General features: G+C 64.9%; 28 protein-coding genes. 22 read left to right on the forward strand and 6 right to left on the reverse strand.

The annotated features are described in order from the left end of the window. Nucleotides 1–80: 80 nt before the first annotated feature. From VMF11_07585 to VMF11_07605, 5 genes are read left to right on the forward strand one after another with little or no spacing between them, the layout of a single operon-like run. Nucleotides 81–545, forward strand: a complete 465-nt coding sequence (locus tag VMF11_07585) for a nuclear transport factor 2 family protein (protein ID HTU70169.1) — start codon at nucleotides 81–83, stop codon at nucleotides 543–545. Nucleotides 546–558: 13 nt separating this feature from the next. Further along, complete coding sequence (locus tag VMF11_07590) at nucleotides 559–735, forward strand: hypothetical protein (GenBank protein HTU70170.1); 177 nt, start codon at nucleotides 559–561, stop codon at nucleotides 733–735. Between the two features lie 5 nt (nucleotides 736–740). Next, on the forward strand, nucleotides 741–974 hold the full coding sequence (locus tag VMF11_07595; protein ID HTU70171.1) for a hypothetical protein: 234 nt from the start codon (nucleotides 741–743) through the stop codon (nucleotides 972–974). Then, the gene (locus tag VMF11_07600) at nucleotides 947–1,579 is read left to right on the forward strand and encodes a sulfite oxidase-like oxidoreductase (protein HTU70172.1); all 633 of its coding nucleotides are present in this window, start codon (nucleotides 947–949) and stop codon (nucleotides 1,577–1,579) included. The genes VMF11_07595 and VMF11_07600 overlap by 28 nt, the downstream gene beginning before the upstream one ends. After that, nucleotides 1,549–2,307, forward strand: coding sequence for a ferredoxin reductase (locus VMF11_07605; protein ID HTU70173.1), 759 nt, complete (start codon nucleotides 1,549–1,551; stop codon nucleotides 2,305–2,307). The genes VMF11_07600 and VMF11_07605 overlap by 31 nt, the downstream gene beginning before the upstream one ends. Here the strand turns inward: VMF11_07605 and VMF11_07610 are convergent. After that, on the reverse strand, nucleotides 2,304–2,930 hold the full coding sequence (locus VMF11_07610; protein ID HTU70174.1) for a hypothetical protein: 627 nt from the start codon (nucleotides 2,928–2,930) through the stop codon (nucleotides 2,304–2,306). The genes VMF11_07605 and VMF11_07610 overlap by 4 nt on opposite strands. A 60-nt stretch (nucleotides 2,931–2,990) precedes the next feature. On the opposite strand from VMF11_07610, the gene VMF11_07615 reads away from it, so the two are divergent. Beyond that, entirely contained in the window at nucleotides 2,991–3,569 is a 579-nt protein-coding gene (locus VMF11_07615) for an alpha-ketoglutarate-dependent dioxygenase AlkB (protein ID HTU70175.1), read from the forward strand. Here VMF11_07615 and VMF11_07620 read toward each other — a convergent pair. After that, a complete protein-coding gene (locus VMF11_07620) occupies nucleotides 3,566–4,615 on the reverse strand; it encodes a carboxypeptidase-like regulatory domain-containing protein (protein ID HTU70176.1) in 1,050 nt (349 codons plus the stop codon). The genes VMF11_07615 and VMF11_07620 overlap by 4 nt on opposite strands. A gap of 125 nt (nucleotides 4,616–4,740) precedes the next feature. On the opposite strand from VMF11_07620, the gene VMF11_07625 reads away from it, so the two are divergent. From VMF11_07625 to VMF11_07635, 3 genes are read left to right on the forward strand one after another with little or no spacing between them, the layout of a single operon-like run. Further along, a complete protein-coding gene (locus VMF11_07625; protein ID HTU70177.1) occupies nucleotides 4,741–5,019 on the forward strand; it encodes a metal/formaldehyde-sensitive transcriptional repressor in 279 nt (92 codons plus the stop codon). Next, nucleotides 5,016–5,660, forward strand: coding sequence for a hypothetical protein (locus VMF11_07630; protein ID HTU70178.1), 645 nt, complete (start codon nucleotides 5,016–5,018; stop codon nucleotides 5,658–5,660). Before VMF11_07625 ends, VMF11_07630 begins: the two co-directional genes overlap by 4 nt. Nucleotides 5,661–5,706: 46 nt before the next feature. Then, nucleotides 5,707–5,886 (forward strand): hypothetical protein, encoded by a 180-nt coding sequence (locus VMF11_07635; protein ID HTU70179.1) that lies wholly within the window; start codon nucleotides 5,707–5,709, stop codon nucleotides 5,884–5,886. Here the strand turns inward: VMF11_07635 and VMF11_07640 are convergent. Both VMF11_07640 and VMF11_07645 read right to left on the reverse strand, forming a co-directional pair. Continuing rightward, nucleotides 5,877–7,379 carry a sodium:solute symporter gene (locus VMF11_07640; GenBank protein ID HTU70180.1) on the reverse strand — a complete coding sequence of 501 codons (1,503 nt, stop codon included), beginning with the start codon at nucleotides 7,377–7,379 and terminating at the stop codon, nucleotides 5,877–5,879. The two genes, VMF11_07635 and VMF11_07640, sit on opposite strands and share 10 nt — an antisense overlap. Then, the gene (locus VMF11_07645) at nucleotides 7,369–7,572 is read right to left on the reverse strand and encodes a DUF3311 domain-containing protein (GenBank protein ID HTU70181.1); all 204 of its coding nucleotides are present in this window, start codon (nucleotides 7,570–7,572) and stop codon (nucleotides 7,369–7,371) included. Before VMF11_07645 ends, VMF11_07640 begins: the two co-directional genes overlap by 11 nt. Nucleotides 7,573–7,682: 110 nt before the next feature. Between VMF11_07645 and VMF11_07650 the strand changes: the two genes are divergently transcribed. Next, the gene (locus VMF11_07650) at nucleotides 7,683–8,927 is read left to right on the forward strand and encodes a sulfotransferase (protein HTU70182.1); all 1,245 of its coding nucleotides are present in this window, start codon (nucleotides 7,683–7,685) and stop codon (nucleotides 8,925–8,927) included. Nucleotides 8,928–8,933: 6 nt separating this feature from the next. Next, the gene (locus tag VMF11_07655; protein HTU70183.1) at nucleotides 8,934–10,148 is read left to right on the forward strand and encodes a hypothetical protein; all 1,215 of its coding nucleotides are present in this window, start codon (nucleotides 8,934–8,936) and stop codon (nucleotides 10,146–10,148) included. Here VMF11_07655 and VMF11_07660 read toward each other — a convergent pair. Next, on the reverse strand, nucleotides 10,133–10,801 hold the full coding sequence (locus tag VMF11_07660) for a PilZ domain-containing protein (protein ID HTU70184.1): 669 nt from the start codon (nucleotides 10,799–10,801) through the stop codon (nucleotides 10,133–10,135). The two genes, VMF11_07655 and VMF11_07660, sit on opposite strands and share 16 nt — an antisense overlap. A 115-nt stretch (nucleotides 10,802–10,916) precedes the next feature. On the opposite strand from VMF11_07660, the gene VMF11_07665 reads away from it, so the two are divergent. Genes VMF11_07665 through VMF11_07680 form a run of 4 tightly spaced genes read left to right on the forward strand, consistent with a single transcriptional unit; the run spans nucleotide 10,917 to nucleotide 16,179 of the window. After that, nucleotides 10,917–11,687 carry an alpha/beta hydrolase gene (locus tag VMF11_07665; GenBank protein ID HTU70185.1) on the forward strand — a complete coding sequence of 257 codons (771 nt, stop codon included), beginning with the start codon at nucleotides 10,917–10,919 and terminating at the stop codon, nucleotides 11,685–11,687. 38 nt (nucleotides 11,688–11,725) lie between these two features. Then, on the forward strand, nucleotides 11,726–13,645 hold the full coding sequence (locus tag VMF11_07670; protein HTU70186.1) for a PAS domain-containing protein: 1,920 nt from the start codon (nucleotides 11,726–11,728) through the stop codon (nucleotides 13,643–13,645). After that, on the forward strand, nucleotides 13,638–14,084 hold the full coding sequence (locus VMF11_07675) for a response regulator (GenBank protein HTU70187.1): 447 nt from the start codon (nucleotides 13,638–13,640) through the stop codon (nucleotides 14,082–14,084). The genes VMF11_07670 and VMF11_07675 overlap by 8 nt, the downstream gene beginning before the upstream one ends. A gap of 4 nt (nucleotides 14,085–14,088) precedes the next feature. Continuing rightward, the gene (locus tag VMF11_07680) at nucleotides 14,089–16,179 is read left to right on the forward strand and encodes an EAL domain-containing protein (GenBank protein ID HTU70188.1); all 2,091 of its coding nucleotides are present in this window, start codon (nucleotides 14,089–14,091) and stop codon (nucleotides 16,177–16,179) included. Here the strand turns inward: VMF11_07680 and VMF11_07685 are convergent. After that, nucleotides 16,136–17,620 (reverse strand): aspartyl protease family protein, encoded by a 1,485-nt coding sequence (locus tag VMF11_07685; GenBank protein HTU70189.1) that lies wholly within the window; start codon nucleotides 17,618–17,620, stop codon nucleotides 16,136–16,138. The two genes, VMF11_07680 and VMF11_07685, sit on opposite strands and share 44 nt — an antisense overlap. 4 nt (nucleotides 17,621–17,624) lie before the next feature. Between VMF11_07685 and VMF11_07690 the strand changes: the two genes are divergently transcribed. The 7 genes from VMF11_07690 to VMF11_07720 are packed head-to-tail and all read left to right on the forward strand — an operon-like array spanning nucleotide 17,625 to nucleotide 23,717. Then, nucleotides 17,625–17,933, forward strand: a complete 309-nt coding sequence (locus tag VMF11_07690) for a hypothetical protein (GenBank protein ID HTU70190.1) — start codon at nucleotides 17,625–17,627, stop codon at nucleotides 17,931–17,933. A 24-nt stretch (nucleotides 17,934–17,957) separates the two neighbouring features. After that, nucleotides 17,958–18,296 carry a hypothetical protein gene (locus tag VMF11_07695; protein HTU70191.1) on the forward strand — a complete coding sequence of 113 codons (339 nt, stop codon included), beginning with the start codon at nucleotides 17,958–17,960 and terminating at the stop codon, nucleotides 18,294–18,296. Then, entirely contained in the window at nucleotides 18,293–19,768 is a 1,476-nt protein-coding gene (gene nagZ / locus VMF11_07700) for a beta-N-acetylhexosaminidase (GenBank protein ID HTU70192.1), read from the forward strand. Before VMF11_07695 ends, nagZ begins: the two co-directional genes overlap by 4 nt. Further along, the gene (locus VMF11_07705) at nucleotides 19,755–20,798 is read left to right on the forward strand and encodes a serine hydrolase domain-containing protein (GenBank protein HTU70193.1); all 1,044 of its coding nucleotides are present in this window, start codon (nucleotides 19,755–19,757) and stop codon (nucleotides 20,796–20,798) included. Before nagZ ends, VMF11_07705 begins: the two co-directional genes overlap by 14 nt. A gap of 8 nt (nucleotides 20,799–20,806) precedes the next feature. Further along, a complete protein-coding gene (locus VMF11_07710) occupies nucleotides 20,807–21,958 on the forward strand; it encodes an anhydro-N-acetylmuramic acid kinase (GenBank protein HTU70194.1) in 1,152 nt (383 codons plus the stop codon). Continuing rightward, a complete protein-coding gene (locus VMF11_07715; GenBank protein HTU70195.1) occupies nucleotides 21,943–22,842 on the forward strand; it encodes a BadF/BadG/BcrA/BcrD ATPase family protein in 900 nt (299 codons plus the stop codon). Before VMF11_07710 ends, VMF11_07715 begins: the two co-directional genes overlap by 16 nt. Continuing rightward, nucleotides 22,839–23,717 (forward strand): N-acetylmuramic acid 6-phosphate etherase, encoded by an 879-nt coding sequence (locus VMF11_07720; GenBank protein ID HTU70196.1) that lies wholly within the window; start codon nucleotides 22,839–22,841, stop codon nucleotides 23,715–23,717. The genes VMF11_07715 and VMF11_07720 overlap by 4 nt, the downstream gene beginning before the upstream one ends. Nucleotides 23,718–23,731 lie beyond the last annotated feature (14 nt).

The following is a 23,731-nucleotide window of genomic DNA, read 5'->3' on the forward strand; positions in this document are numbered from 1 at the left end:
TGCAACTAGTTGCATTTACATTGCCAGAACCGTGACACCCTGTCAACAACGGAGGAGTGAACGTGAAGGTTTTCAGGTCCTTGTCGGCTTCGATCGTGGCCGCGTGTATGCTCGTTTTGCTCGGTTCGACCCCGGAAGCGCGTGCCGCCAATGCCGGGCCCACGGCTGAAAACGCCTATGCGGCTGAACGCGCGATCAACGCCGCTTGGCTCTCGAACAACGCGGACGCGCTCGGGCGGCTCCTCTCCGGCGATTGGGTGGTCATCAACTCACGGGGAAGCATCGGCGACAAGGCGGACGTCCTCCAGGGTATCCGTGCGGGCGCATTCAGGCGAAAGACCATGGTCCTTTCCAACCCAAGAATTCGCCTGTACGGGAATGTCGCGATCGTAACGACGCATCTCGAGACATCTGGTTTATTGGCGGGGAAATGCTTCCACGTAGCCGAGACGCAGACCGACGTCTTGAACTGGCAAGACCGCGCTTGGAAATCGGTGCTGTTGCACGAGACCAAGATCCCTGGGCCGGAAACCGGCTGCCGGTGACGAAAGCTGCCGCATGAAACTGGAGCGTTACGATCATGTGTTGATCAAGAATCTGGGGGTCGAGGGGCAGGTCATCGAGGTCGACACGCGATCGATCGTCGTCCGCTACAAGAAAGCCGACGGCGAACTGGTCGAGCACCGCTTCAAAGCCGAGGACCTCGAATACCGCCGCAAACCGCAGATGGAGTAGATGCCGTGCTGAGCTTTGCCAAAGACATCCGGCCGCTCTTTACCGACATGGACGTCGCGCACATGAAAAACGCCGGTATCGATCTCTCGAGTGCCGAGAGCGTCAAAGCGCACGCCGACGCGATCTACGCAACCGTGAGCCAAGGGACGATGCCGCCGCCGAGTTCCGGCGAAGCGCGCTGGTCACCCGAAATGTGCGAGCGTTTCAAACAATGGCACGCGCAGGGCGCTGCGCCGTGAGCGAAGAGAAAATCGTTTCGCGCGGCTTTACCGGACGCCGCACGGCCGGCGAAACAAAGCTGCCGCCGGGACAATATCTCACCCACGATTTTCCCGTGCTCTCGGCCACGCCCACGCCCCACATTCCGCTCGATACGTGGGAGTTCACGCTCACGACGGAGACCGGCGAGACGCGCCGTTGGAATTGGGCCCGGTTTCGTGCGCTGCCCAGCGTGAGCCTCACGACCGACATCCACTGCGTCACGCGTTGGTCGAAATTCGACACCGGCTGGGAAGGTGTTGCGATCGATACGCTGCTCGAGGGCGTGGAGAGTTCGGCCGGCTATGCGATGGCGCACTCATACGGCGGCTACACCACCAATATTCCGCTTGCGGATCTGCGCGACGGCAAGGCGTGGATCGCGTTTCGTTACGCCGGAAAGGAGCTCGAACCCGAGCACGGCGGTCCGGCGCGCCTTCTCGTGCCCCACCTTTATTTTTGGAAGAGCGCCAAATGGTTGAACGGTCTGACGCTGATGCGCGAGGATGAACCGGGCTTCTGGGAGCGGCTCGGCTACAACATGTACGGCGATCCATGGCGGGAACAGCGCTACACGGGCGATTAGACTGGCGGGAAAGTACGCTGGTCGAACGCAGGCGAGAATCGGTAAGCGCGTACACGCTCGTGCTCGACGTGCCGCAGTGGGCGGGACATGACGCCGGGCAGCACGCCGATGTCCGGCTCACCGCACCCGACGGCTACAGCGCCGCGCGTTCGTATTCGATTGCGAACGCGCCCAGCGGGAACCGCATCGAACTCACGATCGAAGAGCTCGCCGACGGCGAGGTCTCGCCTTATCTTGCGGAGTCGCTCGCGCCCGGTGATCCGCTCGAAATCCGTGGGCCGATCGGCGGATGGTTCGTATGGCGGCCCGAGCAGACCGAGCCGGTGCAACTGGTTGCCGGCGGTTCGGGCATCGTTCCGCTGATGGCGATGATTCGTACGCGCGCGCAAACGCGAAGCCGTGCCCCGTTTCGCTTACTCTACTCCGTGCGTTCGCCGCAAGCGGTCATTTATGCCGACGAACTGCGGCAGCGCGCGGCCGCGGATGCCGGTCTCGAGATCAGCTACATCTACACGCGCGGCGTTCCGGACGGTTGGCCGCGCCCGGCTGGGCGGATCGACGCGGAAACGATCGCGCAAGCGACGTTTTCAGCGCACATGCAGCCGGCATGTTACGTCTGCGGTCCGACGCCGTTCGTCGAGGCGGCGGCGAATTTGCTCATCGAAGCGGGTCACGACGCGGCGCGAATCAAGACCGAACGCTTCGGACCGAGTGGCGCCCCGGCCTAGGCGAACGTGCGCACGGCGTGGACGGGATAGAATACCTCACCCGGCGCGCGAAATGCGTCGATCTGCTCGCGCTGCTCGAACCGGTAGACGATCGCGCTCGCGCGATCGTCGTCGGTGGTAAAGAGGCAGACGCCGCGAAATCCCGGCGCCTTCGCGGCTGCGTCGATTGCCGCTCGGGCCGCTTCACCACCGATCAGCGCGTGCTCGAACGCATAGGCGTCGTGCGTGGCGGGATCGATCCTCCCTTCGCCGCTGCATGCGGCGAGTCGATAGAGTGCGATGGCATGTGATTCGGCGACGGCATGGCGTTCGGTGAAGAGATGATGATCGTCCCATGCCGCGTTCAGATGCCGGAACGCTTCGTGACCGTCCAAATGCACGAGCACGATCACCCGCCGGTGGTCGTGCGCGGCCAGCACGGCCGCCTCGCGCGCCCTCGTCCCGGAGGCGCGCGCCTTCTCGATGAGCGTCTCATACGAGGAAATAGCGGCGTCTTCGCGGTTCGAGGCGACATGCACGACGTCGATCGCCCACCACGAGCCGGGTGCAAACGCGACGACGGGTCCGCCAACCCGATGATCGGTTGGCGCATGCCGCTGAAGATCTTCATGTGGGCGTGTCATAGGACCCTTGAGTATACTCCGGAAACCGCAGAAGAGCGAGATGGGTCTAAACGATATGAGATGTCGCAGCAACTCGCCCTTTTCGAGACGGATTCCCGCGTCGTCCTCGACGATGCAAGCGGATCGATCCTGTACTATCGGAACGTGCTCACACCCGCGCATACCCAGCGCGTCTTCGAAAGGTTGCTCGCCGGCGTGCCGTGGCGAAGCGAGCGCCGCATGATGTACGAACGCGAGGTCGACGTCCCCCGTTTGGTGGCCTCGAGCAGCGTCGACGAGGCCTTGTTGCCGCCGCTCGCGGAGGTGCTGCCGATCGTCGAGCGCCGCACCCGTTCGCGTTACACCCATATCGGCATGAATCTCTATCGCGACGGCCGCGATAGCGTTGCGCCGCACAACGACAAGCTCCACGAACTCATCGTCGGTCAGCCGATTGCCTTGCTCTCGTTGGGCGCGACGCGGAAGATGACGATTCGGAGTAAGGGATTGCCGCGCCGGATTCTCGATCTCGATCTCGAGCCGGGCAGCGTGCTCGTGATGTCCTACCTCACGCAGTACGGCTACGACCATGGAATTCCGAAGACAAGCGAATCGGTGGGCCCGCGGATCAGCCTTGCGTTTCGTGTACGTCCGCGTTAGCGCGGAGGAGGAAGAGCCGACGCGCGGCGGCTCGTCTCCGCGGCGGTCCGCGCCGTCGTCGAATCGTACGACGTGACGCCGGCGTAGATCCACCACCCGGCGACGTTACTCGACGAAACGGCAGCCGTTGCGGATTCGCCTAGACCGACCCAGACCAACGAGTCCTGCGCGAGATTGATGTAATGCCCGGTGTTCTCTTCGAACGGACAACTCACCCAACTGCCGTTCGGCACGTCGTACTCGCTCTCGCAGTTTTCTTTTTCGTTCGCGAAGAACGCCGACTCCGCGGCTTGCCAGTCGTACGGCCCGGCGTTCGCGTCGGCGACGCCGCCGTTGCCGTCCTCGAAATAGCCGGTCTGTGACGACGCCTCGTCGCCGAAGACACCCTCGGTCGAATCACCGTACGGATATTGGCCGTCCGCGACGGCGGCCGCCTCGGCGCGCGCGGCCTCTTCGTCATACTCGTCGATCACCACCGGACCCGTCGCCGGAGTCGCGACCGAGGCGCGATCCGAATTGATCTGCGCGAGCCACGCCGACTCGTACGACGAGAGTTTCGAAATGTTGACTTCCCCGAGCGCGGCGTTTGCGCCGGCGATCGTCACGCTGCGGTGCAGGATGGTGTAGGTTTGCGCGAGGGCCGGATTGCCGTCCATGGCGATGGTGAGGAAGTAGCTGCCGTTGGTCAAGCCGCCGATACTCCAGCTTCCGTTCGCTGCGGTCGTCGTTGTTTGCCGCGGAGCAACCGGAGAGCCGCACGCTTCCCAGCCCACGCAATCCGAGGCAGGAAACGCGCCCAGCGTGACGGTCGCGCCGGCGATCGGCTTCTGCGTCACGTAATCGGTCAGCGTGCCGGAAACGACGTCGCCGGTCGTGATCGCGGGCGAACCGGTGGCGTTGGGTGTCGGCGCCGCGGGAAGGTAGCCGTTGGCGACCGCACCGCCGCCGGCGCTGCTGCCGGCCCCGCCGCTGCCGCCGCACGCAACCAGGCCGAAAAATGAAAGCGCCGCAACGCAGAAAATCGCACGCTGAGAGAAACCGCGCATGTAGCAAGAATCGGCAAAGAATCCGGACGGTATTAGAGCAAGCGGGCGTTCGGCACGGGCAAGAAAAGCGCTCGGATAAGGTACCCCGGTAGGGTATCCGAGCCGCGTGACGCAATCGACGCGCCATGAGTCATACGATTCGTGAGAAAGCCAAACTCCTGGCGCGCGTGCACCGTATCGCAGGACAGGTCCAAGCCGTCGTTCGCGCCTTGGAAGCAGAAGCCGAATGCGGTGAAGTATTGCAACGGATCGCCGCCGCGCGCGGCGCGATGAACGGGCTGATGTCCGAAGTGCTCGAGGATCACGTACGCGCGCACGTACTTTCGCCGCGATCGGTCAAGGCGGCGGACCGGGAACGCTTTGCCGACGACTTGACTCACCTGGTGCGTCGTTATCTGAAATGATCCCGTCGGCCTCGCAAGCGCTGCTGCTTTTGGCCGCGGTGATCGTCGTGGGCATCCTGCACACGCTCGTACCCGATCATTGGGCGCCGATCGCACTTCTCGCGCGTCAGCGCCGCTGGACGCGAACGCAGACGGCGCGCGCAGCGTTCGGGGCAGGACTCGGGCACACGGTCTCGACTCTTGCGATCGGAACCGTTGTATGGATCGCCGGAATCGCATTTGCGGAGCGCTTCGGCCATGCGGTTGCGCTGATCTCCAGCGCCGCACTGATTGCCTTCGGCAGTTGGATCGCGGTCGGGGCGTGGCGTGAGTTACGCGAAGGGCACGACGGGCGCGACCGGCACACGACGGTATCGCCGCGCGGATCGCGCCTCACGCTGATGTTGATTCTGGGGTCCTCGCCGATGGTCGAGGCGATACCGACGTTCTTTGCCGCGGCCCGCTTCGGACTCGGGCTGATCGTCGCGATGTCGCTCTGCTTCGCGGTCAGTACGACCGCGACGTACGTCGCGCTGTGCGTGCTCTCGGATGCCGCACTGAAACGTCTGCACCTGGGACCGCTGGAACGCTATGGCGAGGTGCTCAGCGGCGGTTTCGTCGCCCTGATCGGGGTCGTGTTCCTGATATGGCCCGTGGCCTAACGGGGGCAGGATCAAGAAATCGGCGTCCCTGCCGAACCCATAGATAATGGCGTCAAACGCGATCTCGATTTCGGTTGCCTGGGCGATCGGGCAGTATCAGCAGGTGCTGCGCACCGTTACGTCGCGCTCGGGCGTCGGTCCGGTGCGCCTGCCGAAGGATCCGCCCGACGTCGTTCGCTACTTTCGCGCGATCGGCGTCGGACGGAACATCGACGTCTACGCATAATCCGCGGTGGTCGTCGCGTCGGCTCCACGCATGGTGGCGGCCGCGTTGAAGATCGGCGTCGCGATGACCGCGACGACGAGGTTCAGGATCAGCGCGTAGAACGGCCCGTATCCTACCAGCGTGCCGCCGAAGAGATGCAGCGGGAAGGCGGCGGTGAAGTTGGTCTCAACCGCCATGTACGTTCCGGCGGCAATTCCGACGACCCAGCCGAGTAAGAGCGCTTTCGGATTGAGCCAGTTGGTGTAGAGCCCGACGACGAACGCCGGGAACGTTTGCAGAATCCAGGCGCCGCCGAGGAACTGGAAGCCGATCGCGTACTTCGGCTTGATGAAGATGACGAAGAGCAGCGCGACCAGGCAGATCGCCAGCGTGACGATTTTTGCGGTTCGCGTCTCGACCGCGTCGCGCTGCGCCGAGAACTGCCGGAAGATGTTGCTGGCGAAGAGGTTCGCGCCGCCGATCGCCATGATCGCCGCGGGTACGAGCGCCCCGATGACGATTGCCGAGTAGCCGACGCCGGCGAACCAATCCGGAAAGATCTTCGCGAAAAGCGCCGGGATGGCAAACTGCGGGTTCGTCACCTTGACGCCGGCCGCGATGGCGGCGTATCCGAGCAGCGCCAAAAACCCGAGCAAGAGCGAATAGATCGGCAGCAGCGCCATGTTGCGCTCCACGACCGCCCGGCTCTTGGCCGAAAGTATCGACGTGATCGAGTGCGGATAGATGAAGAGCGCCAGCGCCGATCCGAACGCGAGCGTGCCGTACACGAAGTACTGCGGCTGGCCGAGGAGCAGCGATGCCGGTTTGGGTTTGGCGGCGAGCGCCTTACCGGCCGCATCGAAGATACCGGCCCACCCGCCGAACATGTGCGTGACCGCGACGATCGCGCAGATGATCGTGAGATAGATGAGCGTGTCTTTGACCAGCGCGATCAGCGCCGGCGCGCGCAAGCCGCTCGTGTACGTGTAGGCTGCGAGCAGAATGAATGAAATCGCCAGCGCCACCTCGCCGTGGCCGAGCGCGAAGAAACCGCCGAGCTGCTGGAAGACGACCTCCATGCCGACCAGTTGCAGCGCGATATACGGGACAATCGAGATCACGCCGGTGATGGCGGTGACGACCTCGAGCGAACGGTCGCCGAAACGGTCGCGTACGAAATCGGCGGCGGTGATATAGCCGCGATTGCGCGATACGCTCCAGAAGCGCGTGAGGATGAGAATACCGAAGGGATAGGCGACGATCGTATAGGGCAGCGCGAAGAACGCCATCGGCCCGGCCGCGTATGCCAGGGCCGGCACCGCGATGAAGGTGTACGCGGTGTAGAGGTCGCCGCCGATCAGAAACCACGAGATGATCGTGCCGAAGTTGCGTCCGCCGAGGGCCCACTCGTGCATGTGCTCCAGCGTGCCGGTCCTGCGCCAACTGGCTGCGGCAAAACCGAGAATCGTAATGCCGATGACGAGAACGATGACGATAATCGAACTAGCTTGCATCGCGCTCGCCTCCGCGAATGAGGGCGATATAGATTGCTAACACGATGCCCGAACCGATCGTCCAGGCCAGTTGATACCAGTAGAAGAACGGCATGCCGAACAGCGGCGGATCGAGCCGGTTGTACAGAGCCGGAAAGAGCGTCGCGATAAAGGGAACGAGCAAGAGCACGTTCCACCAAGAATTTCTTCTCATGGGCCCCCATTGCGCGCGAGGTGCCGCGCCTCCCTGGAAGGCTCGCCGAACGCGCGCTTGGTCCCGTTTCCTAAGCCCTCTTTCAAGCACGTCATCTATGCTCGGTGACTATGCACCCTGATCCCGCAGCGGAGCTCTTGAATTTCTCCGGCGCTACCCTTTGGAGCAGCGGTCGCGTGGACGACGCGATCGTCGCGTTTCGGCGCGCCCTCGATAGCGACCCCGCCTACGCGCAGGCGGCGCGCAATCTCGGCAACGCGCTGCGCGAAGTCGGCGATCTGGACGAGGCCGTGCGCTGGCTCCGGCGTGCGGTCGAACTCGACCCGCGCGATACCGTCGCCCATCGCTACTTGGTCGAGTCACAGCCGGCTGATGCGGCACAGCGAGCGCAGTTGGACGCGCTCACCCGCGATTGCGCGCTCGACGACGCCGCCCGCATCGATCTCTTCTTCGCGCTAGCGACTGCGTACGCGAGCGAGCGTCCGGAGCTGGCATTCCAACATCTCTTGCACGCCAACCGGCTCAAACGCTCGACGATCGCCTACGATGAGTCGCCCGAGCGAACCCTATTGGGATCGCTGTGCGCGACGTTCAGCCCCACGCTCGTGCGCGCGATGCGCGGGTGCGGAAATCCGAGCACGCTCCCTGTCTTCGTCATCGGGATGCCCCGCGCGGGAAGCACGTTGGTCGAACAGATCCTGGCTGCTCATCGCGACGTCCATGCCGCGGGCGAACTCGAGCTCTTCGAGCGCGCGTTCGGTCTTTTCCCGCCGATGCTCTCCGATCCGCGCGATGCGCGCGCATTTGCGGCTGAACTGCGTGACGCCTTGGCAAACCTGGGCACGCGCTATCTCGAGCAGCTTCCCGCGGTGCAGGCATCGCGCATCACCGACAAGATGCCGTCCAATTTTCGCTTTGCGGTACCGATTCATCTCGCTCTGCCGAACGCGAAGCTGGTGCACGTGCGGCGAAATCCACTCGACACGTGCCTCTCGTGCTTTGCCACGCATTTCGTCGACGGACAGCTTTACACATACGACCTACGTGAGCTGGGCCGATACTACCGGCTCTACGAGAAGCACATGCAGTACGTTCGCGCGCTCGTTCCTTCCGGCACGCTGCTGGAGATCGAGTACGAAGCACTCGTGGCGGACTTCGAGGTGCAGGCGCGCCGGATCGTCGCGCACTGCGGACTCGACTGGGACTACGCGTGTTTGGAATTCTGGCGCGTCGATCGTCCGGTCCGGACGGCGAGCGCCGTGCAGGTACGCCGGCCGCTCTATTCGGAATCGGTGGGACGATGGCGCCGGTACGAAAGAGAACTCGCGCCGCTGATCGAAGCGCTGGCCGAGTGATTGCGGTTGGAGACGACGCCTGAATCGATCGCGCGCGAGATCGAGCGCCTGCACCGGACGGGAAAGTCCGAGGATGCCTTCGCGCTCGCGCTCGAATGTGCGGCGAGCTTCCCACAAAGTTCCCTCGCGCTGACCAACGCGGGGTACTTTTATCTCCTGCGCGGCGAACCGTCGCTCGCGCTCGAAGCATACGAAGCCGCCATCCGTGCGAATTCGACCAACGCGGAGGCTCGCCGCGGCCTTGCCGTCGCGAAGACGCAGTGCGGTATCGCCGCGCAGGGCGATTCGACGACGGCGGTTCCATATCGCGGAACCGGCCGCCCGATCGAGGTGCTGGTCCCGATCACGCTGGGCAGCGGCAACGTCGTCACCGAGCGGCTCTTCGACGAGCGCGTCTTCGCGGTAACCAAACTCGCGGTTGAATTGCACCCGCCCGACGCGCCGTTGCCCGGTCACGACGTCGTCTTCAATGCGATCGGCGAAGCCGACAGTTCGGGCGCGGCGCTCGCGAAGGCGCGCGAACTGCTCGCGCGTTCGAACAAGCGCGTGCTCAACGACCCCGCTCGCGTGGCACGCACGGGGCGCTACGAGCAGACGCGGCGTTTTGCCGGGCTCGACGACGTGATCGTACCGAGGCTCGAGAGGGTCTCGCGAGCCCGCGTTCGAGATTTACCGATTCCGGTTCTACTGCGCGTTCCCGGATACCATGCCGGCGAACACTTCGCGCGCATCGAAGGCGCCGGCGACCTCGAGAGCGCGCTCTCGCGGTTACCGGGCGATGATTTCTTTGCGTTCGAGTATCTCGACGTGCGCGAGCCGGCCGGTACGTTTGCGAAATACCGCGTGATGATCGTCGACTCGCAGCTCTACCCGCTGCATCTCGCGATTTCCAACAACTGGAAGGTTCACTATTTCAGTGCGGCGATGGCGGAGGTTCCGACCTATCGAGCGCGCGAGGGAGCCTTCCTGCGCGATCCGCGGAAGACCGTCGGCGAACGCGCCTGGGCGGCGCTCGAGCGCGTTGCGAGCGCGACGGAGCTCGACTATGGCGGTATCGATTTCGCACTCGACGCGCAAGGACGGGTCGTGCTCTTCGAGAGTAATGCCACGATGGCGGTTCGCTATCCGCCCGAAGATCCGATGTGGGCCTACCGCCGTCCGGCGGTCGATCGCGTGATTGCCGCGATCAGCGCGATGCTGCGGCGCTATTCGTCGATCTGAACGTTGCCGCCCTGATCGTCGAAGAGAAAGCGCGTATCGAACGCCTTGACTTCGTGCGTGGCCGAATCGCGCACGCGCGAATGAATCGCGAGGCGATGCAGTGCGCGGCCGCTGCGCTTGACGACGCCGCCATACGCGTATTGCACGAGCGGTGTCTTGTCGTCGATCGGAGCCAATCGTCCCTTCTGCACCAGCATCGAGAGCATCGTGTCCTGCAGTTTCTTGGGAATCAAGCGCGCAACGTCGTCGGCCTTCAGGCGGACGAGTTCGAGTTCTTTCTGCGCCTTGTTCTCTACCGTGACCGCATCGTTGTTGGAGAACCGGACGACCGCGTCCCAATCGTCCGCGCTGATGCCGGTAAAGGTGAGCCCGTAGCGCCATGCCGGTTTGCCCTGCGCGGTTCCCGGCTGCTGCCACACGCGCTTGGCGCGAATGACGATGTTGCGGCCCTCGATCTGCACGCGGAAATTACACTCCTCCGGAAGGGCGGTTGGGGAGACGACTCCGAGGCCGCTGCCGGAGATGTCCAGGCACGCGCAATTTGCCCACTGCGTGCCAATAGCGACCCACGCCGGGAAGGGTCCCGCGCGTCGTGCGTATTTTCGCCGGTTCTGTGGTGCCCCGGTGAAAAACGTGATGAGGTCGTTCAGCATCTACCTCTCTATCATCGACGCTCTGGGCCAGAATTTGCATGCTTGCCTGGTAAGTCCCCTCTTCGAGCGTCCCGGGCGGCAGGATTGCGGGCTTACCCCGGCCGGATAGGTGCGCGTGCCGGCTTCGAGCTTTGAGATCGACGGAGCGACGCTGGAGGTCCTGCGGCTGCCCGGCGATTCGCCCGCGCGGCCGACCCTCGTCCTCCTCCACGAGGGGTTGGGATCGGTGGGTTTATGGCGCGACTTGCCGCAGCGCTTGCACGCGCGCACCGGCTGCGGGATTTTCGCATACTCGCGCCGCGGCAACGGATTTTCCAGCGTTCTCGAGGAGGCGCGCGCGCCCGACTATATGCATCGCGAGGCCCTGCAGACCTTGCCTCGTTTGTTGGACGCAGCCGGGATCGAACGTCCGATTCTCGTCGGACACAGCGACGGCGCGTCGATCGCGTTGATTTTTGCGGGTGCGCATCCGCGGGAGCCGCGCGCATTGGTGTTGCTCGCTCCGCACGTCTTCGTCGAGGAGATTTCGCTTCGCAGCATCGCCGCGATCGGCACAACCTATCGCGCCGGCGTGCTGCGCGAGCGGCTCGCCCGCCATCATCGCGACGTCGACCACACGTTCTACGCCTGGCACGATATCTGGCTTGCGCCTTCTTTTCGCGACTGGAACATCGAAGAATACTTGGCTCGCATCGAAGCTCCGGCCGTGCTCGTGCAGGGCCGCCAAGACGAGTACGGAACGCGCGCGCAACTCGATGCGATCGAACGCGCAATGCTCGCGCCCTGCGATCGCGTCGTGCTCGATCGCTGCGGCCACTCGCCCCATCGTGATCGGCCGGCGGCGGTAGAAACGATCGTTGCCGCGACGGCGCAGGCGGGCTGGTAACAGCACCAGAACCAGCGCTCATGGCGGATGCGTCAGCCTTGCGGCCCGATCTGTCACTGGTGCTCGAACGCATCACCGACGGGTTCTTCGCTCTCGATGCGCAGTGGCGCATCGCCTACATCAATGCGCAAGCGCGCCAGCTCTTACACGCCCCGCACGACTGTATCGGCGAGTTCTGGCTCGACGTGTTTCCGAAAGCGCGCGGGCGCCTCTTCGAGCGAGAGTATCAGCGCGCGATGCGCGATCAGCAGCCGGTTCAATTCGTCGAATATTCGGCTACCGCCGACCTTTGGTTCGAAGTGAAGGCGTATCCCTCGCCGGACGGGCTCTCGATCTATTTTCGCGACGTCAGCATGCGCATCCAAGCGCAGCGCGAGGTCGAACGGACGACCCGTCGCCAGCAGGCTCTGATCGAATTCGGCCGAGGCGCGCTCACCGGCGCGAGCTTCGATCAGACGTTGGCCGAGGCAATGGAGCTGGTTCGCGAGTTTCTCGAAGCAACCGTCGTGGATCTCTACGAATACGATCGTTCGCGGGGCGCGCTCGCGGTGACTCGAAGCTTTGGTTGGGACGTGCGCGCCGCCTTCGATCCGCAAAACCCGCCGCTCGATCATCTTACCTACATTCTGCGGACCGGCGAGCCGTTCGTGTGCTCCGACGTCCGGATCGATCCGCGCGCGCGGTCGCTCGCGGCGCTCGAGTCCGGCGGCGTTCTCTCGTGCGTAGCGGTCTTGATCGGCACGGCTCGCGCGCCGATCGGCGGCCTCGTCGCCTACCATCCGCACGCGCGAACGTTTTCGGTTGGCGACGTGCGCTTCGTGCAGGCGATCTCGCAGACAATCGCCGAGATTGCTTCGGCCTGGGAATCGAATCAGCGCATGACCGAAGTGTTGGAAAGCATTCACGACGCGTTCGTCGCCGTCGACCGCGGTTTGCGCATCACGTACGTCAATCGCCGCATGGCCTCGTTTTGGGGCCGTATGCCCGCCGAACTGATCGGCATGCCCCTTTCCGCCTTCACCGACGAGTTCGGGGACGGCGGGCGAGCCTACGAACAGTTCCGTGACGCGCTGCACGAACGGCGCTCGATTACCTTTGAGACGCTCTTTGCCGGACGCTGGTACGAAACGCGCCTCTTTCCGTTCGCGGGCGGCGTTGCGGCGTACGTGCGTGACGTGACCGCGCGCAAGAGCGAGCAGCAGCGCGTGCTCGAGGTGAACGCGGAACTCGAGCGGCGCGTTGCCGAGCGCACGATGCAGCTCGAGCTTGCCAACAAGGAGCTCGAGTCGTTCTCGTACTCGGTCTCGCACGACCTGCGCGCGCCGCTGCGGGCGATCGACGGTTTCTCGCAAGCGCTGCTCGAAGATTACGGCGAGGGGCTCGAGCCGCGCGGCCGGCGATATTTGGATCGCGTGCGGCGGGCAGCGCAGCGTATGGCCGATTTGATCGACGCGCTCCTGAAACTCGCCAAAGTCGCGCGCGCACCGATCGGTTACGCTAAGATCGATTTGAGCGCCATGGCCGCGGCAGCGATCGCGGAATTGCGCGAGGGCGAGCCGAAGCGCGCCGTCGCGGTCGAGATCGAGCCGGGTCTGCGGGCGCTCGGAGAGCCGCACCTGGTTCATATCATGTTAGTCAACCTGCTAGGCAATGCATGGAAATTTACACGGCGCACACAACACGCGCAGGTTTGCGTCGGCAAAAACAGCGAAGGCGAGTTCTATGTTCGCGACAACGGGGCCGGCTTCGAAATGGACTACGCGAACAAGCTATTTGGAGCGTTCGCGCGGCTTCACTCCAGCGACGAATACGAGGGGACCGGAATCGGGTTGGCGACGGTAGCCCGCATCGTTCATCGTCACGGCGGCGTGATCCGCGCCGAGGGCGCGCCCGAAGCGGGCGCAACGTTCTACTTCACCTTGCCGGGAGAGGAAGCGCCGGAGACGCACGATGAGTAGACCGTACATTCTCCTGGTCGAAGACAATCCCGACGACATCGATTTGACCGAGCGGGCATTCTCCAAGAACCACATCGCGAACGAGGTGGTCGTCGTGCGGGACGGAGCGCAAGCCTGCGATTTCCTCTTCGACGAAAAGCTGATGGCGCAGCGCGGAATGCCGGCGCTGATCTTGCTCGACTTGAAATTGCCGAAGGTCAGCGGGCTCGAGGTGCTCGAGCGCATTCGTAACCACGACGGAACCCGTCTCTTGCCGACCGTCATTCTCACCTCGAGCAAACAGGAAGAAGATTTGCTCGAAGGATACCGTCTCGGCGTGAACAGCTACGTGCGCAAACCGGTCGACTTCAACGAATTCGTCGATGCCGTGCGGCAGGTCGGGCTTTACTGGCTGGTGCTCAACGAAGCGCCTCCTCCGGCGGGAGGGGGAGGAATGTAGCGGCGTGACACTGAGGGTGCTCTGCATCGATGATTCGTCCGACGATGCCGAATTGAATGTCCTGGCACTCGAGCGTCATGGCTTCACGGTGGAAAGCGCGCGCGTCGACGAGCGGGACGCCGCGGCAAGCGCCTTGGCGGAACATTCCTGGGATCTGATCCTGTGCGACTATTCGATGCCCCGCTTCAGCGCGCAGGATATGTTGGAGATGTTGCGGCGGATCGGAGCCGACGTTCCTTGTCTGGTCGTTTCGGGTGCAATCGGTGAAGAAGCGGCGGTCGAGACGATCCGTCTGGGCGCCTATGACTACATCTTCAAGAACAACCTCAAACGATTGGGGCCGGCCGCCGAACGCGCGTTACGCGACGCGGAGCTGCGACGCGCCCGCGCGCTGATGGAGATTCAGCTGCGCGAGCGGGAGACGCGGCTGCGGCTGCTCTTCGAACAGCTTCCCGCGCTGGTGATCTCTTGCGACACGACGCTGACGGTGACGTCCGTAGAAGGAGCGCAGCTCGCACAGGTTCCCGACGATCCCGAGTCGCTGATCGGCATGCACGTCGCCGGGTCGGCACTGCTCGCCGACGAATCGCGCTTTCCGATCCGGCACGCACATCTGCAGGCGCTGCAAGGCGGGTCGGCCGAGTATGAGATGATTTGGGGCGGCAAGACCTTCCGGGGTCACGTGGAGCCGTTGCGGGAGGTCGACGGGCGCATCGTCGGAACGATCGCCGTGGCGTTCGACATCACCGAACGCAAGATCGCCGAACAGCGCATCGCCTATTTTGCGCAGTACGATCCGCTCACCGATCTGCCGAACCGTGCACTGCTCGAGGATCGTCTTACGCAAGGCATTGCGATGGCGAAGCGGCATCGCACGCCGGTACTCGTGATAACGACCGACATCGACGACTTCGTGGAGATCAACGAACTCTACGGATCCGCCAACGGCGACGAGGTCTTACGGTTGCTGGCCGCGCGTATGCGCCGGCTGGTCGACGCCGGCGCCACGGTTTCGAGAACCGGCGAGGATCAGTTCGTAACGCTGCTCGTCGACGCGGCGGATGCCCGTGACGGGACCGCGTTTCTCGAACGGCTTCACGCGATCTTCGAGGCGCCGTTCGTCATCGGCGACGTCGACGTCTACGTGAACGCGAGCTCAGGGCTGGCCGTCTTTCCCGACGACGGCGACGACACGCAAACGCTGCTGCGCTCGTCGGAGGCCGCGATGCAGGCGGCGAAAGCGGGCGGCGGGCACGGCTTCCGGCTCTTCCTGCCGAACATGATCGCCTCGTCGTCGGAACGGCTTGCGCTCAAACGCGACCTGCGCGGCGCCGCGGCGCTGGGCCAGTACCGGCTGCATTACCAGCCGATCTTTCGCACGTCGGATCTGTCCTTCACCGGATTCGAGGCGCTGGTGCGTTGGCAACATCCCGATCTCGGACTTCTGCCGCCCGAGCACTTCGTCCATCTCGCTGAAGAGTCGGGTGCGATCGACGACCTCGGCCTGTACGTATTGCGTGAAGTCTGCAACCAGCTGGTGATATGGGACGCGCAAGGCATTACCGTGCCGCGCGTCAGCATCAACATCTCAGCGCGTCAATTCGAGCGCAGCGGATTGACCGAGTCGATCGCGCATACGCTCCACCAGCACGGCATCGCGCCCTCGCGCCTGGAGGTCGAGCTCACGGAAAGTTCGGTGATGCGGGATATTTCCGGCGGTATCGCGGTGCTGCACGAACTCAAGAGTCTGGGGGTACGCATCTCGGTCGACGATTTCGGCACCGGGTATACCTCGCTCAGCTATCTGCGCCGTTTTCCGATCGACGTGCTCAAAATCGACAAGAGTTTCTTACGCGATATGCTTCCCGGCTCGCAAGACGAGGCGATCGTCAAGGCGATCGTCATTCTGGCCGAAAATTTGGGCCTGACCTCGGTTGCCGAAGGCGTCGAATCGCGGGTAACGCTCGAACAGCTTCGCCGGATCGGCGCCTACGAAGTCCAGGGCTTCTTCTTGGGCGAGCCCGTCCCCGCCGAAGATGCGCTGGACGCGCTCAGTGATTTGCAGGCTGGTCCGCGTCGCTCGCGAGCGGAATGAAGTGAATTTCGCTGGACGCGTAGTCGATCGTCACGTCGAAGCGCGAGAGCAGCGCCGCACCGAGATGACCGAGCGCCGTTCCCGCAAGAGTTTGGGTGGCGCCGATCGTCGATGAGCGAATCGAGAGATTGCCGATCTCGACCTGGGGAATCGTGCCGAGGATTTCGACGCTCGTTCCGCCGACGCCCTCGACGGGGCGCTCGCTGGTCGGCGGAAAAAGATCTCGATGTGCTTGGTAAAAATCGTAGGCGAGGTTGATGCTCGACTCGTCGCCGGTATCGAGGGCGAGTTGGGCCGGAAGCGACCCGAGCAGAACGTCGACGACCGGCACGAATTGTTCGAACGCCAACGGCACGGTCACGCTGCGCGGCGGCACCGGAGCGCCGAAAACGACTTGGTGCGAGGCGTTGTTCAACTCCACCGTCGTTGCGGCGAAGACGTCGGCGCCGAGCACGACCTGATAGCCGAACCGGTCGATATCGCGCAGCACGACATAGTTCGCAGGCGGCAGCGTCATGCTCCCCGCGCGCAATTCCCCGGCGTGCACGACCTCGGTCGTGTAGTTGCCCAGCCCGCGCACTTGAAATGAGCCGACCGCCTGCGCCCGGATCTGCTGCGCGAGCGACGGGCTAATTGCCATGCCGGAGTTTCCCGAATCGAGCAGGCATTTGGTGACGACACCAGAGAGCGTGCACGGGAAAATCGGGGTGACGTACTCTTGGTCCGTCGCGACCGTGGCGGGACGCGAGGAGAAGGTGGGAACCAGCCCACGCGGGAGTTCGAGATTGCCTTGCGCCGGTTCTCGCCGGTCGTAGCGTTCGAGCAAGGCGCCGTTTTGGTAAACTTCGAGCGGCAATTGGTAGCGCTCGCCCACGGGTACGTAATCGTCGTAGGCGATCGTGGTGTCAGCGTTGACGTCCCGCATGTACGCGACGGCGAACGTCTTCGGGTCCACGTACACCAGCATCGGCGTGGCGTCGCCGTTGGTTACGAGCAGCGTGCGGTAGGGAACGTTCGAAATCAGCGTGAGGCCGTCGTCGTAGACGTGCCCGCCGGTTTCGGCGAAGTCCGGCGCAAGGAAGGAGAGCGAGGCGATCGTGCGCTCCGCGCGCAGGAACGGGTCGGCGCCGTGGGCCTGTGGGAGCATCGTGCCGTTGATGTTGATCGAGTAGAGCCGTTCGCCGTCGAAGTACGTGCCTTCGCACAGGCTCGCGGTGCAGTCGTAACTCACGAAGCGCAGGCCCTGCGACTCGCTCTTGAGGTCGACGGTCTCTCCGCTTTCGGTGACGTGCGAGACCGATGCCAGATGTGCGCTCCAGACCGGCCCGCTGTGTAGGCGCATCGCGGCCAGAAACTCGGCGAGCGAGTCGTGCGGCGGTGCGGCGCCGACCGTCAGGGCGGCGACCGCGAAGAGCAAACCGAACCGCACGGCGAAGGCCATCGCCATGCACTTCGAGTTGATCGATGAGTATCTTCTCACCGGGACGCCGCGCAAGTCCGAGGTGATCGAAGCTTTGCTTGCAAATCGCAGCGAGTTGGCCGCCGCGGCGCCGTTCTACGAGGGAATCCGGATGCTCGGAGCACGCACGCCGGATTTGACCTTGGTTGCTTTACGGCTCATCTTGGCCGGCAAACGGGCCGATGACGCCGGTGTGGTGGAATTGCGCGAGCTTGCGGAACGTTCTCGAAGCGGAGGGCTCGACGGCCTTTCGGCGCGCGAGGCCTATGTGCGTCTACTTGAGAACGGGGACTGAATCGTGCAGGTCAAGCGAGCGGCAGTGATTTTTGTCTGTATCGGCGCGTGCCTCGCGTCGAGCGCTGCCGCTTTCGCACAGGCGCAGACGGCAACGCCGAACGTGTACCGCTCGCTCGACTCGGGGAGCAGAGCGCGCCCCGCCAACGAGATCCGCGGACGAATCGAATCGGTCGATTATCCGGGCGGTATGCTCGTCGTGCGCGACGGCCCGCACCGCACGCTCGTGGCGGTCGTGCCGTCCACGACGATCTACCGCCGCGGCGGGTATGGCACGCTCTCCGATCTGCGGCGCGGAGAGCACGTCGATATCTCCGTCTACATGGTGGGCGGCCGGCTCGTCGCGCAAACGATCCGCATTTGAGAACGTCCTTGACCCTGCTCGAACTCGCGAGCGGCGTCATCGTCACGGGCTTCTCCGGCACTTCGATGGATGCGGAATTGGAGCATGCGCTGTGTCGCGTGCCGTTTGCCGGGTTCATTTTATTCGCGCGCAATCTCGAAGAGCCGCGGCAGGCGCGCGCGCTCACCGACTCTTTGCGCGCGCGCGTGGAACCGTCCCCGATCGTTGCCATCGATCAGGAGGGGGGACGAATCATGCGTCTGCGCGCGCAGGTCGAAGGGCTCCCGTCGATGATGGCCGTAGGCGCGGTGGCCGATCAAGCGTTCGCGGCGTCAGCGGGCGAGGCGGTGGCGTACGATCTGCGGCGCATCGGCTGCACGCTCGATTTTGCTCCGGTCCTCGATTTGGCGATCGATCCGCGCAATACCGTAATCGGCACGCGCGCGTTCGGGTCTTCCCCGGATTTGGTGACGCGCCTGGGCGGGGCATTTGCGCGCGGCCTGATGCGCGGCGGAATCACCCCGACCTTCAAGCACTTTCCCGGTCATGGCGCGACTTCATTTGATACGCATCTCGGCGGCGCGCGGCTGGATGTCGATGAAGCGATGCTGCGCGGGCGTGACCTGGTTCCGTTTCAAGCGCTCGCGCGCGAGGCCGATGCGATCATGGCGGCGCACGTCGCCGTGCCGTCCGTCGATGACGAGCGGCCCGCCTCGCTCTCACGTCACTTTCTGACCGGTGTGCTGCGCGAAGCGTGGCGGTACGACGGCGTCGTCTTTACCGATTGCATGCAGATGGACGCGATTGCCAAGAGCGTGGGCACGGTCCGCGGCGTGACCGAAGCGATCGCCGCGGGCGCCGATTGCGCCTTGGTCAGCCACGATCCCGAACTCGCATTCGAGGCAGCGCAGCACCTTGCGGCCGCGGTCGAACGCGGGGAGGTGCCGCTCGAGCGGCTGCAGGAGGCGCACGGGCGGGTGCAGCGATTGCGCGCGCGCGCGCAGCCGCCGCTCACCGACGACGTTCCCGCGCCCCATCCGGGTATCGGACGACGCATCGCTCGGGATGCGATCACGCTCGTGCGCGGCGTACCGCGAGCCGATGCCGTTGCCGACATCGCTGTCGTATTCGGTGAAGGATCCCTCGCCGAACACGTGCCGGTGCTGGAAGAACGGCGCGTCGCAATCGATCCCGGCGAACGCGACCGAATGCACCTGCTCGAAGCGCTCGCCGCATCGAACTTGCGGCCGCTCGTGCTCGCTCACCGCGCGCATCTTCATGACGGGCAACGGCACGCGATCGAGGCGATCATCGATCAGGCCCCCGACACGTTGGTTGTCTCGACCGGCGAGCCGTACGACGTACCGCTGCTGCACCGAGCGCGTCACCTGCTCGCCGCATACGGCAACGACGCGACGAGTTTGGCCGGTTTAGCCGACGTGATCTTCCACGGTGTACCGTCGTTCGGGGTGTTGCCGGTTGCGCTCGCTTAGCGCGGCTAGCACCTTCGAGGCGGTCGACGACGTCCTGCGTGCTGCGCTTGGCCGGCGCTTCACCGCTGCGGTGGCACGCATCGAGCGCGGCGGCGAACTCGTCTACGAGCGCGCGTTCGGCACGACCCGCCTCGATGCGTGCGGACGCCCGGTGTACGTCGATACGCGCTTCGACCTCGCGTCGATCACCAAACTGTACGTCGCAACGTTGGCGTTGGGGCTGGTTGCATCGGGGTCGTTGACGCTCGATGCACCGCTCTCCGGCCACATTACGCAGTGGAAGGGCACGCCGCACGAAGCGATCACGCTGCGCATGCTGCTCGCGCACACGTCGGGCATGAACTCGGGCGCCGACTATCGCGCGATCCTCAACGACGACGTGCGCAGCTTCGCGCTCTCGCGGCCGCTGGTCGCGCAGCCGGAAGCACGCGTGATCTACAGCGATCTCGGTTTCATCGCGCTCGGCGTCGTGCTCGAGCGGACGAGGTCGCGCTCGCTCGCCGCGCAAATCGGCCGCATTTGGGGAGGCGGCGTCGGGTTCAATCCCCACGAGCGCGAGCGGCTCGCTATTCCGGCGACCGAAGATGACGGCTGGCGCGGGCGCGTGCAGGGACGGGTGCACGATGAGAAGGCGTATCTGATGAACGGCGCCGCCGGTCACGCCGGGCTCTTCGCCGGCGCGCGCGACGTAGCCGCACTGGTCGAACCGTATCTGGCCTCGGCCTGCGGGCGCGCGCAAAGCGCGTTACCGTCCAGCCTCGCCCGCGAAGCGATCGCATGTGCGGCCGACGATCCGGTGCTGCGCCGCGGTCTCGGCTGGGCGCTCAAGACGACCGACGAAAATTCATGCGGCGCGCGCTTCGGGCCGCGCAGCTTCGGGCACACCGGTTTTACGGGAACGTGCGTGTGGGCCGATCCCGATCGCGACCTCCAGGCAGTGCTGCTCACCAACGCCGTCTATTTCGGGCGCGAAGATTCCCGCCCGCTGCGAGCGGCGTTTTACGACGCGGTCATCGAAACGTTCGGCTAGGGGGTCTGGTGATTGCCATCGGTTTGATGAGCGGTACGTCGCTGGACGGTATCGATGCGGCACTGGTGCGCATTGCGCCGCGCGATGACGGCTATGCGATCGGCCTGATGAACTTCGTTACGCTGCCGTACGATCGGGAGCTGGCGGGCGCGCTGCGGGCCGCGCTTCCGCCCAACGAGGCGAATGCGCCGGCGATCGCGGATTTGCACCGGCGGCTCGGGTCGGCCTACGCGCGGGCTGCGCGCGCCGCGTGCGGATCGCTCACCGTCGACTATATCGCTTCGCACGGACAAACGATCTTTCACGACGGCGCCGCGCACGTGACCATGCAGATCGGCGATCCGTTCGTCTTGCGTGAGGCTCTGCAAGCCACCGTTTGTTACGACTTCCGCAGTGCCGACTGCGTCGTCGGCGGAACCGGCGCGCCGCTCGTGCCCTACGTCGATGCGATGCTGCTCGCGGACGCGAACGAGGATCGCGTTGCGGTGAACATCGGAGGCATCGCGAACCTCACCGCGCTGCCCCGGGGCTGCACGCCGCACGACCTGACGGCATTCGATTGCGGACCGGGCATGATGCTGATCGACGCCTTCGTGCAGCAGCGTACGGAGGGCGCGCTCCGATACGACGAGGACGGCGCGCTTGCCGCGGCAGGGACGGCGAACGAGGCCGCCTTGATCGCGATGCTCGGCGATCCGTACTTTGCGCAGCCGCCGCCGAAGTCGACCGGGCGCGAGCGTTTCGGCGCGCAGTTTCTGCAGGCATACGCGCAGGAGTTGGATCGGCTCTCGATCGAGGACGGCGCCGCAACGTTGACCGAACTGACCGCGATTGCCGTTGCCGGTGCGATCGCGTCGCTCGGCCTGGCGCAAGCGCGCGTCCTGTGCAGCGGCGGCGGTGCGCGGAATCTTGCCTTGATGCGCCGCATCGCGGAGCGGCTTCCGCAGGCTCGCGTCGAACCGAGCGACGTCGTGGGGTTGCCGGGCGACGCCAAAGAGGCGATCGCCTTCGCCGTCCTCGGCTACGAAACGCTGCGCGAGCGCGCTGCAAACGTGCCGCGCGTCACCGGTGCGTCGCGAGCGGTGCCCCTGGGTGCGATCGCGCCGTTCGAATTGCGCCGGCTGATCTCGGAGGTGGAGAAGGAGTGCCAATCCTCGTAGGCATCGATGCCGGAGGAACGTCGATCGAGTGCATCGTCGAGCGTGACGGTGCGCGCACGCAGCATCGGGGCGACGGGGCCAACGTGCGAACCGCCGGTATCGAGTGGTCGGCGCAGCGTATCGCGCAAGCCGCACTCGAGGGATTGGCGGGCTTGGCGCTCGACGTGCTCGCGGTCGGCGCGGCCGGCGCCGGGGATCCGTCGCGGGCGCAGGCGCTCCAGGCGGCGCTGCGCGGTCATTTTCCCGGTGCGACGATCGCGGTGTACGATGATGCCGAGATCGCGCTGCGCGCCGCGATTCCGCACGGTGACGCCGCCGTGCTCATTGCCGGAACCGGATCGATCGCGTATGCACGGATCGCGAACGTCGCCTACCGCGCCGGCGGGTACGGCTATCTGCTCGGTGACGACGGCTCGGGATTTACGATCGGGCGCGCCGCGCTGGCGCAGCTCTTGCGCAACTACGACGGACGGACGGCGCACGAGCCGCTCTTTACCGCGATCGAGGAGCGTCTCGATGCACGCGACGGCCAAGCCATCCTGGATCGCATCTATTCCGGCGGCGACTCGGTCAGCACGATCGCATCGATCGCGCCGCTGGTGATCGAACGTGCGAGCGCGGGGGAGCGGCTCGCGACCAAGATCGTGCAGGCGGCTGCGCTCGAACTGGTCGATCTGATCAAGGCACTGGTGCGCCGTGCGCAGATCGAGGGACGCGAGTTACCGCTCGTCTTTGCGGGGGGACTGCTGCGCGAGAACTCGGTGCTTTCGTTTCTGATCGAAACGCGTCTGGGGAGTGACTTTCCGCTGCTGCATCCGATCAAATCACCGCCTTCGCCCGCGCACGGCGCGCTCGAACTGGCCCGGCGGCTGCACGCACGGTGAGCGAAACGCTGCCGCCGACCGAGGGCCGCAACGCCCGAAGCGAAGGGCTCGATCTCCTACCGACGCGCGAATTGGTCGATTTGCTTGTGCGCGATCACGCCGACGCGGTGGCTGCGGTGCGCGCTCAAAGCGCCACGATTGCGCGCGTCGTCGATGCCATCGCCGCGCGCCTAGAGGCCGGCGGGCGGCTCCACTACGTCGGCGCCGGAACGAGCGGGCGTCTGGCGACCCTGGATGCCGCGGAGATGCCGCCGACGTTCGGCACCCCGCCCGAGTTGGTATGCGCGCACATCGCCGGCGGCGCCGCGGCGCTTCGCACCGCGATCGAGGGTGCAGAAGACGACGCGGAAGCGGGCGATGCGGAGATGCGCGATCACGTGCGAAGCGCCGACGTGGTGATCGGACTCTCCGCGAGCGGCGGCGCGCGCTTCGTCGTCGCGGCGCTCGAGCGCGCTCGAGCGATCGGCGCGCTCACGATCGCGATCACCAGCAGCGCCTCATCGGCGCTCGCGCGAATCGCGGACGAAGCGATCACCGTACCGACCGGCGCCGAAGTGGTGAGCGGTTCGACCCGTTTGAAGGCCGGAACCGCACAGAAGATCGCGCTCAACGCGATCTCGACCGCCGTCATGGTTCGGCTCGGAAGAGTGTATGACAACCTCATGGTCGACATGGTCGCGACCAACGAAAAACTGCGCGCGCGCGCCGTGCGTTTGGTGCGCGCGCTCACCGGTGCCGACGAGATACGGGCGCGTGAGGCGCTGGCTGATGCCGGCGGCCGCGTGAAGGTCGCCGCCGTGATGATCGCACGCGGGGTGCGTGCCGATGAAGCGCGAGCACTCTTGCAGGGGGCGACGCTCCGATCGCTGCTCTAGCTTGCTTCATTCGC

This window comes from Candidatus Baltobacteraceae bacterium (assembly GCA_035502855.1).
In the GTDB taxonomy this organism is placed as follows: Bacteria; Vulcanimicrobiota; Vulcanimicrobiia; order Vulcanimicrobiales; family Vulcanimicrobiaceae; genus Aquilonibacter.

Coding starts and splice junctions, on each gene's coding strand:
- VMF11_07690 (HTU70190.1), top strand. CDS start 17,625: ATGCACTTCGAGTTGATCGATGAGTATCTTCTCACCGGGACGCCGCGC.
- VMF11_07610 (HTU70174.1), bottom strand. CDS start 2,930: ATGACACGCCCACATGAAGATCTTCAGCGGCATGCGCCAACCGATCAT.
- VMF11_07640 (HTU70180.1), bottom strand. CDS start 7,379: ATGCAAGCTAGTTCGATTATCGTCATCGTTCTCGTCATCGGCATTACG.
- VMF11_07650 (HTU70182.1), top strand. CDS start 7,683: ATGCACCCTGATCCCGCAGCGGAGCTCTTGAATTTCTCCGGCGCTACC.
- VMF11_07685 (HTU70189.1), bottom strand. CDS start 17,620: ATGGCCTTCGCCGTGCGGTTCGGTTTGCTCTTCGCGGTCGCCGCCCTG.
- VMF11_07625 (HTU70177.1), top strand. CDS start 4,741: ATGAGTCATACGATTCGTGAGAAAGCCAAACTCCTGGCGCGCGTGCAC.
- VMF11_07660 (HTU70184.1), bottom strand. CDS start 10,801: ATGCTGAACGACCTCATCACGTTTTTCACCGGGGCACCACAGAACCGG.
- VMF11_07590 (HTU70170.1), top strand. CDS start 559: ATGAAACTGGAGCGTTACGATCATGTGTTGATCAAGAATCTGGGGGTC.
- VMF11_07600 (HTU70172.1), top strand. CDS start 947: ATGGCACGCGCAGGGCGCTGCGCCGTGAGCGAAGAGAAAATCGTTTCG.
- VMF11_07620 (HTU70176.1), bottom strand. CDS start 4,615: ATGCGCGGTTTCTCTCAGCGTGCGATTTTCTGCGTTGCGGCGCTTTCA.
- VMF11_07635 (HTU70179.1), top strand. CDS start 5,707: ATGGCGTCAAACGCGATCTCGATTTCGGTTGCCTGGGCGATCGGGCAG.
- VMF11_07675 (HTU70187.1), top strand. CDS start 13,638: ATGAGTAGACCGTACATTCTCCTGGTCGAAGACAATCCCGACGACATC.
- VMF11_07630 (HTU70178.1), top strand. CDS start 5,016: ATGATCCCGTCGGCCTCGCAAGCGCTGCTGCTTTTGGCCGCGGTGATC.
- VMF11_07605 (HTU70173.1), top strand. CDS start 1,549: ATGGCGGGAACAGCGCTACACGGGCGATTAGACTGGCGGGAAAGTACG.
- VMF11_07615 (HTU70175.1), top strand. CDS start 2,991: ATGTCGCAGCAACTCGCCCTTTTCGAGACGGATTCCCGCGTCGTCCTC.
- VMF11_07645 (HTU70181.1), bottom strand. CDS start 7,572: ATGAGAAGAAATTCTTGGTGGAACGTGCTCTTGCTCGTTCCCTTTATC.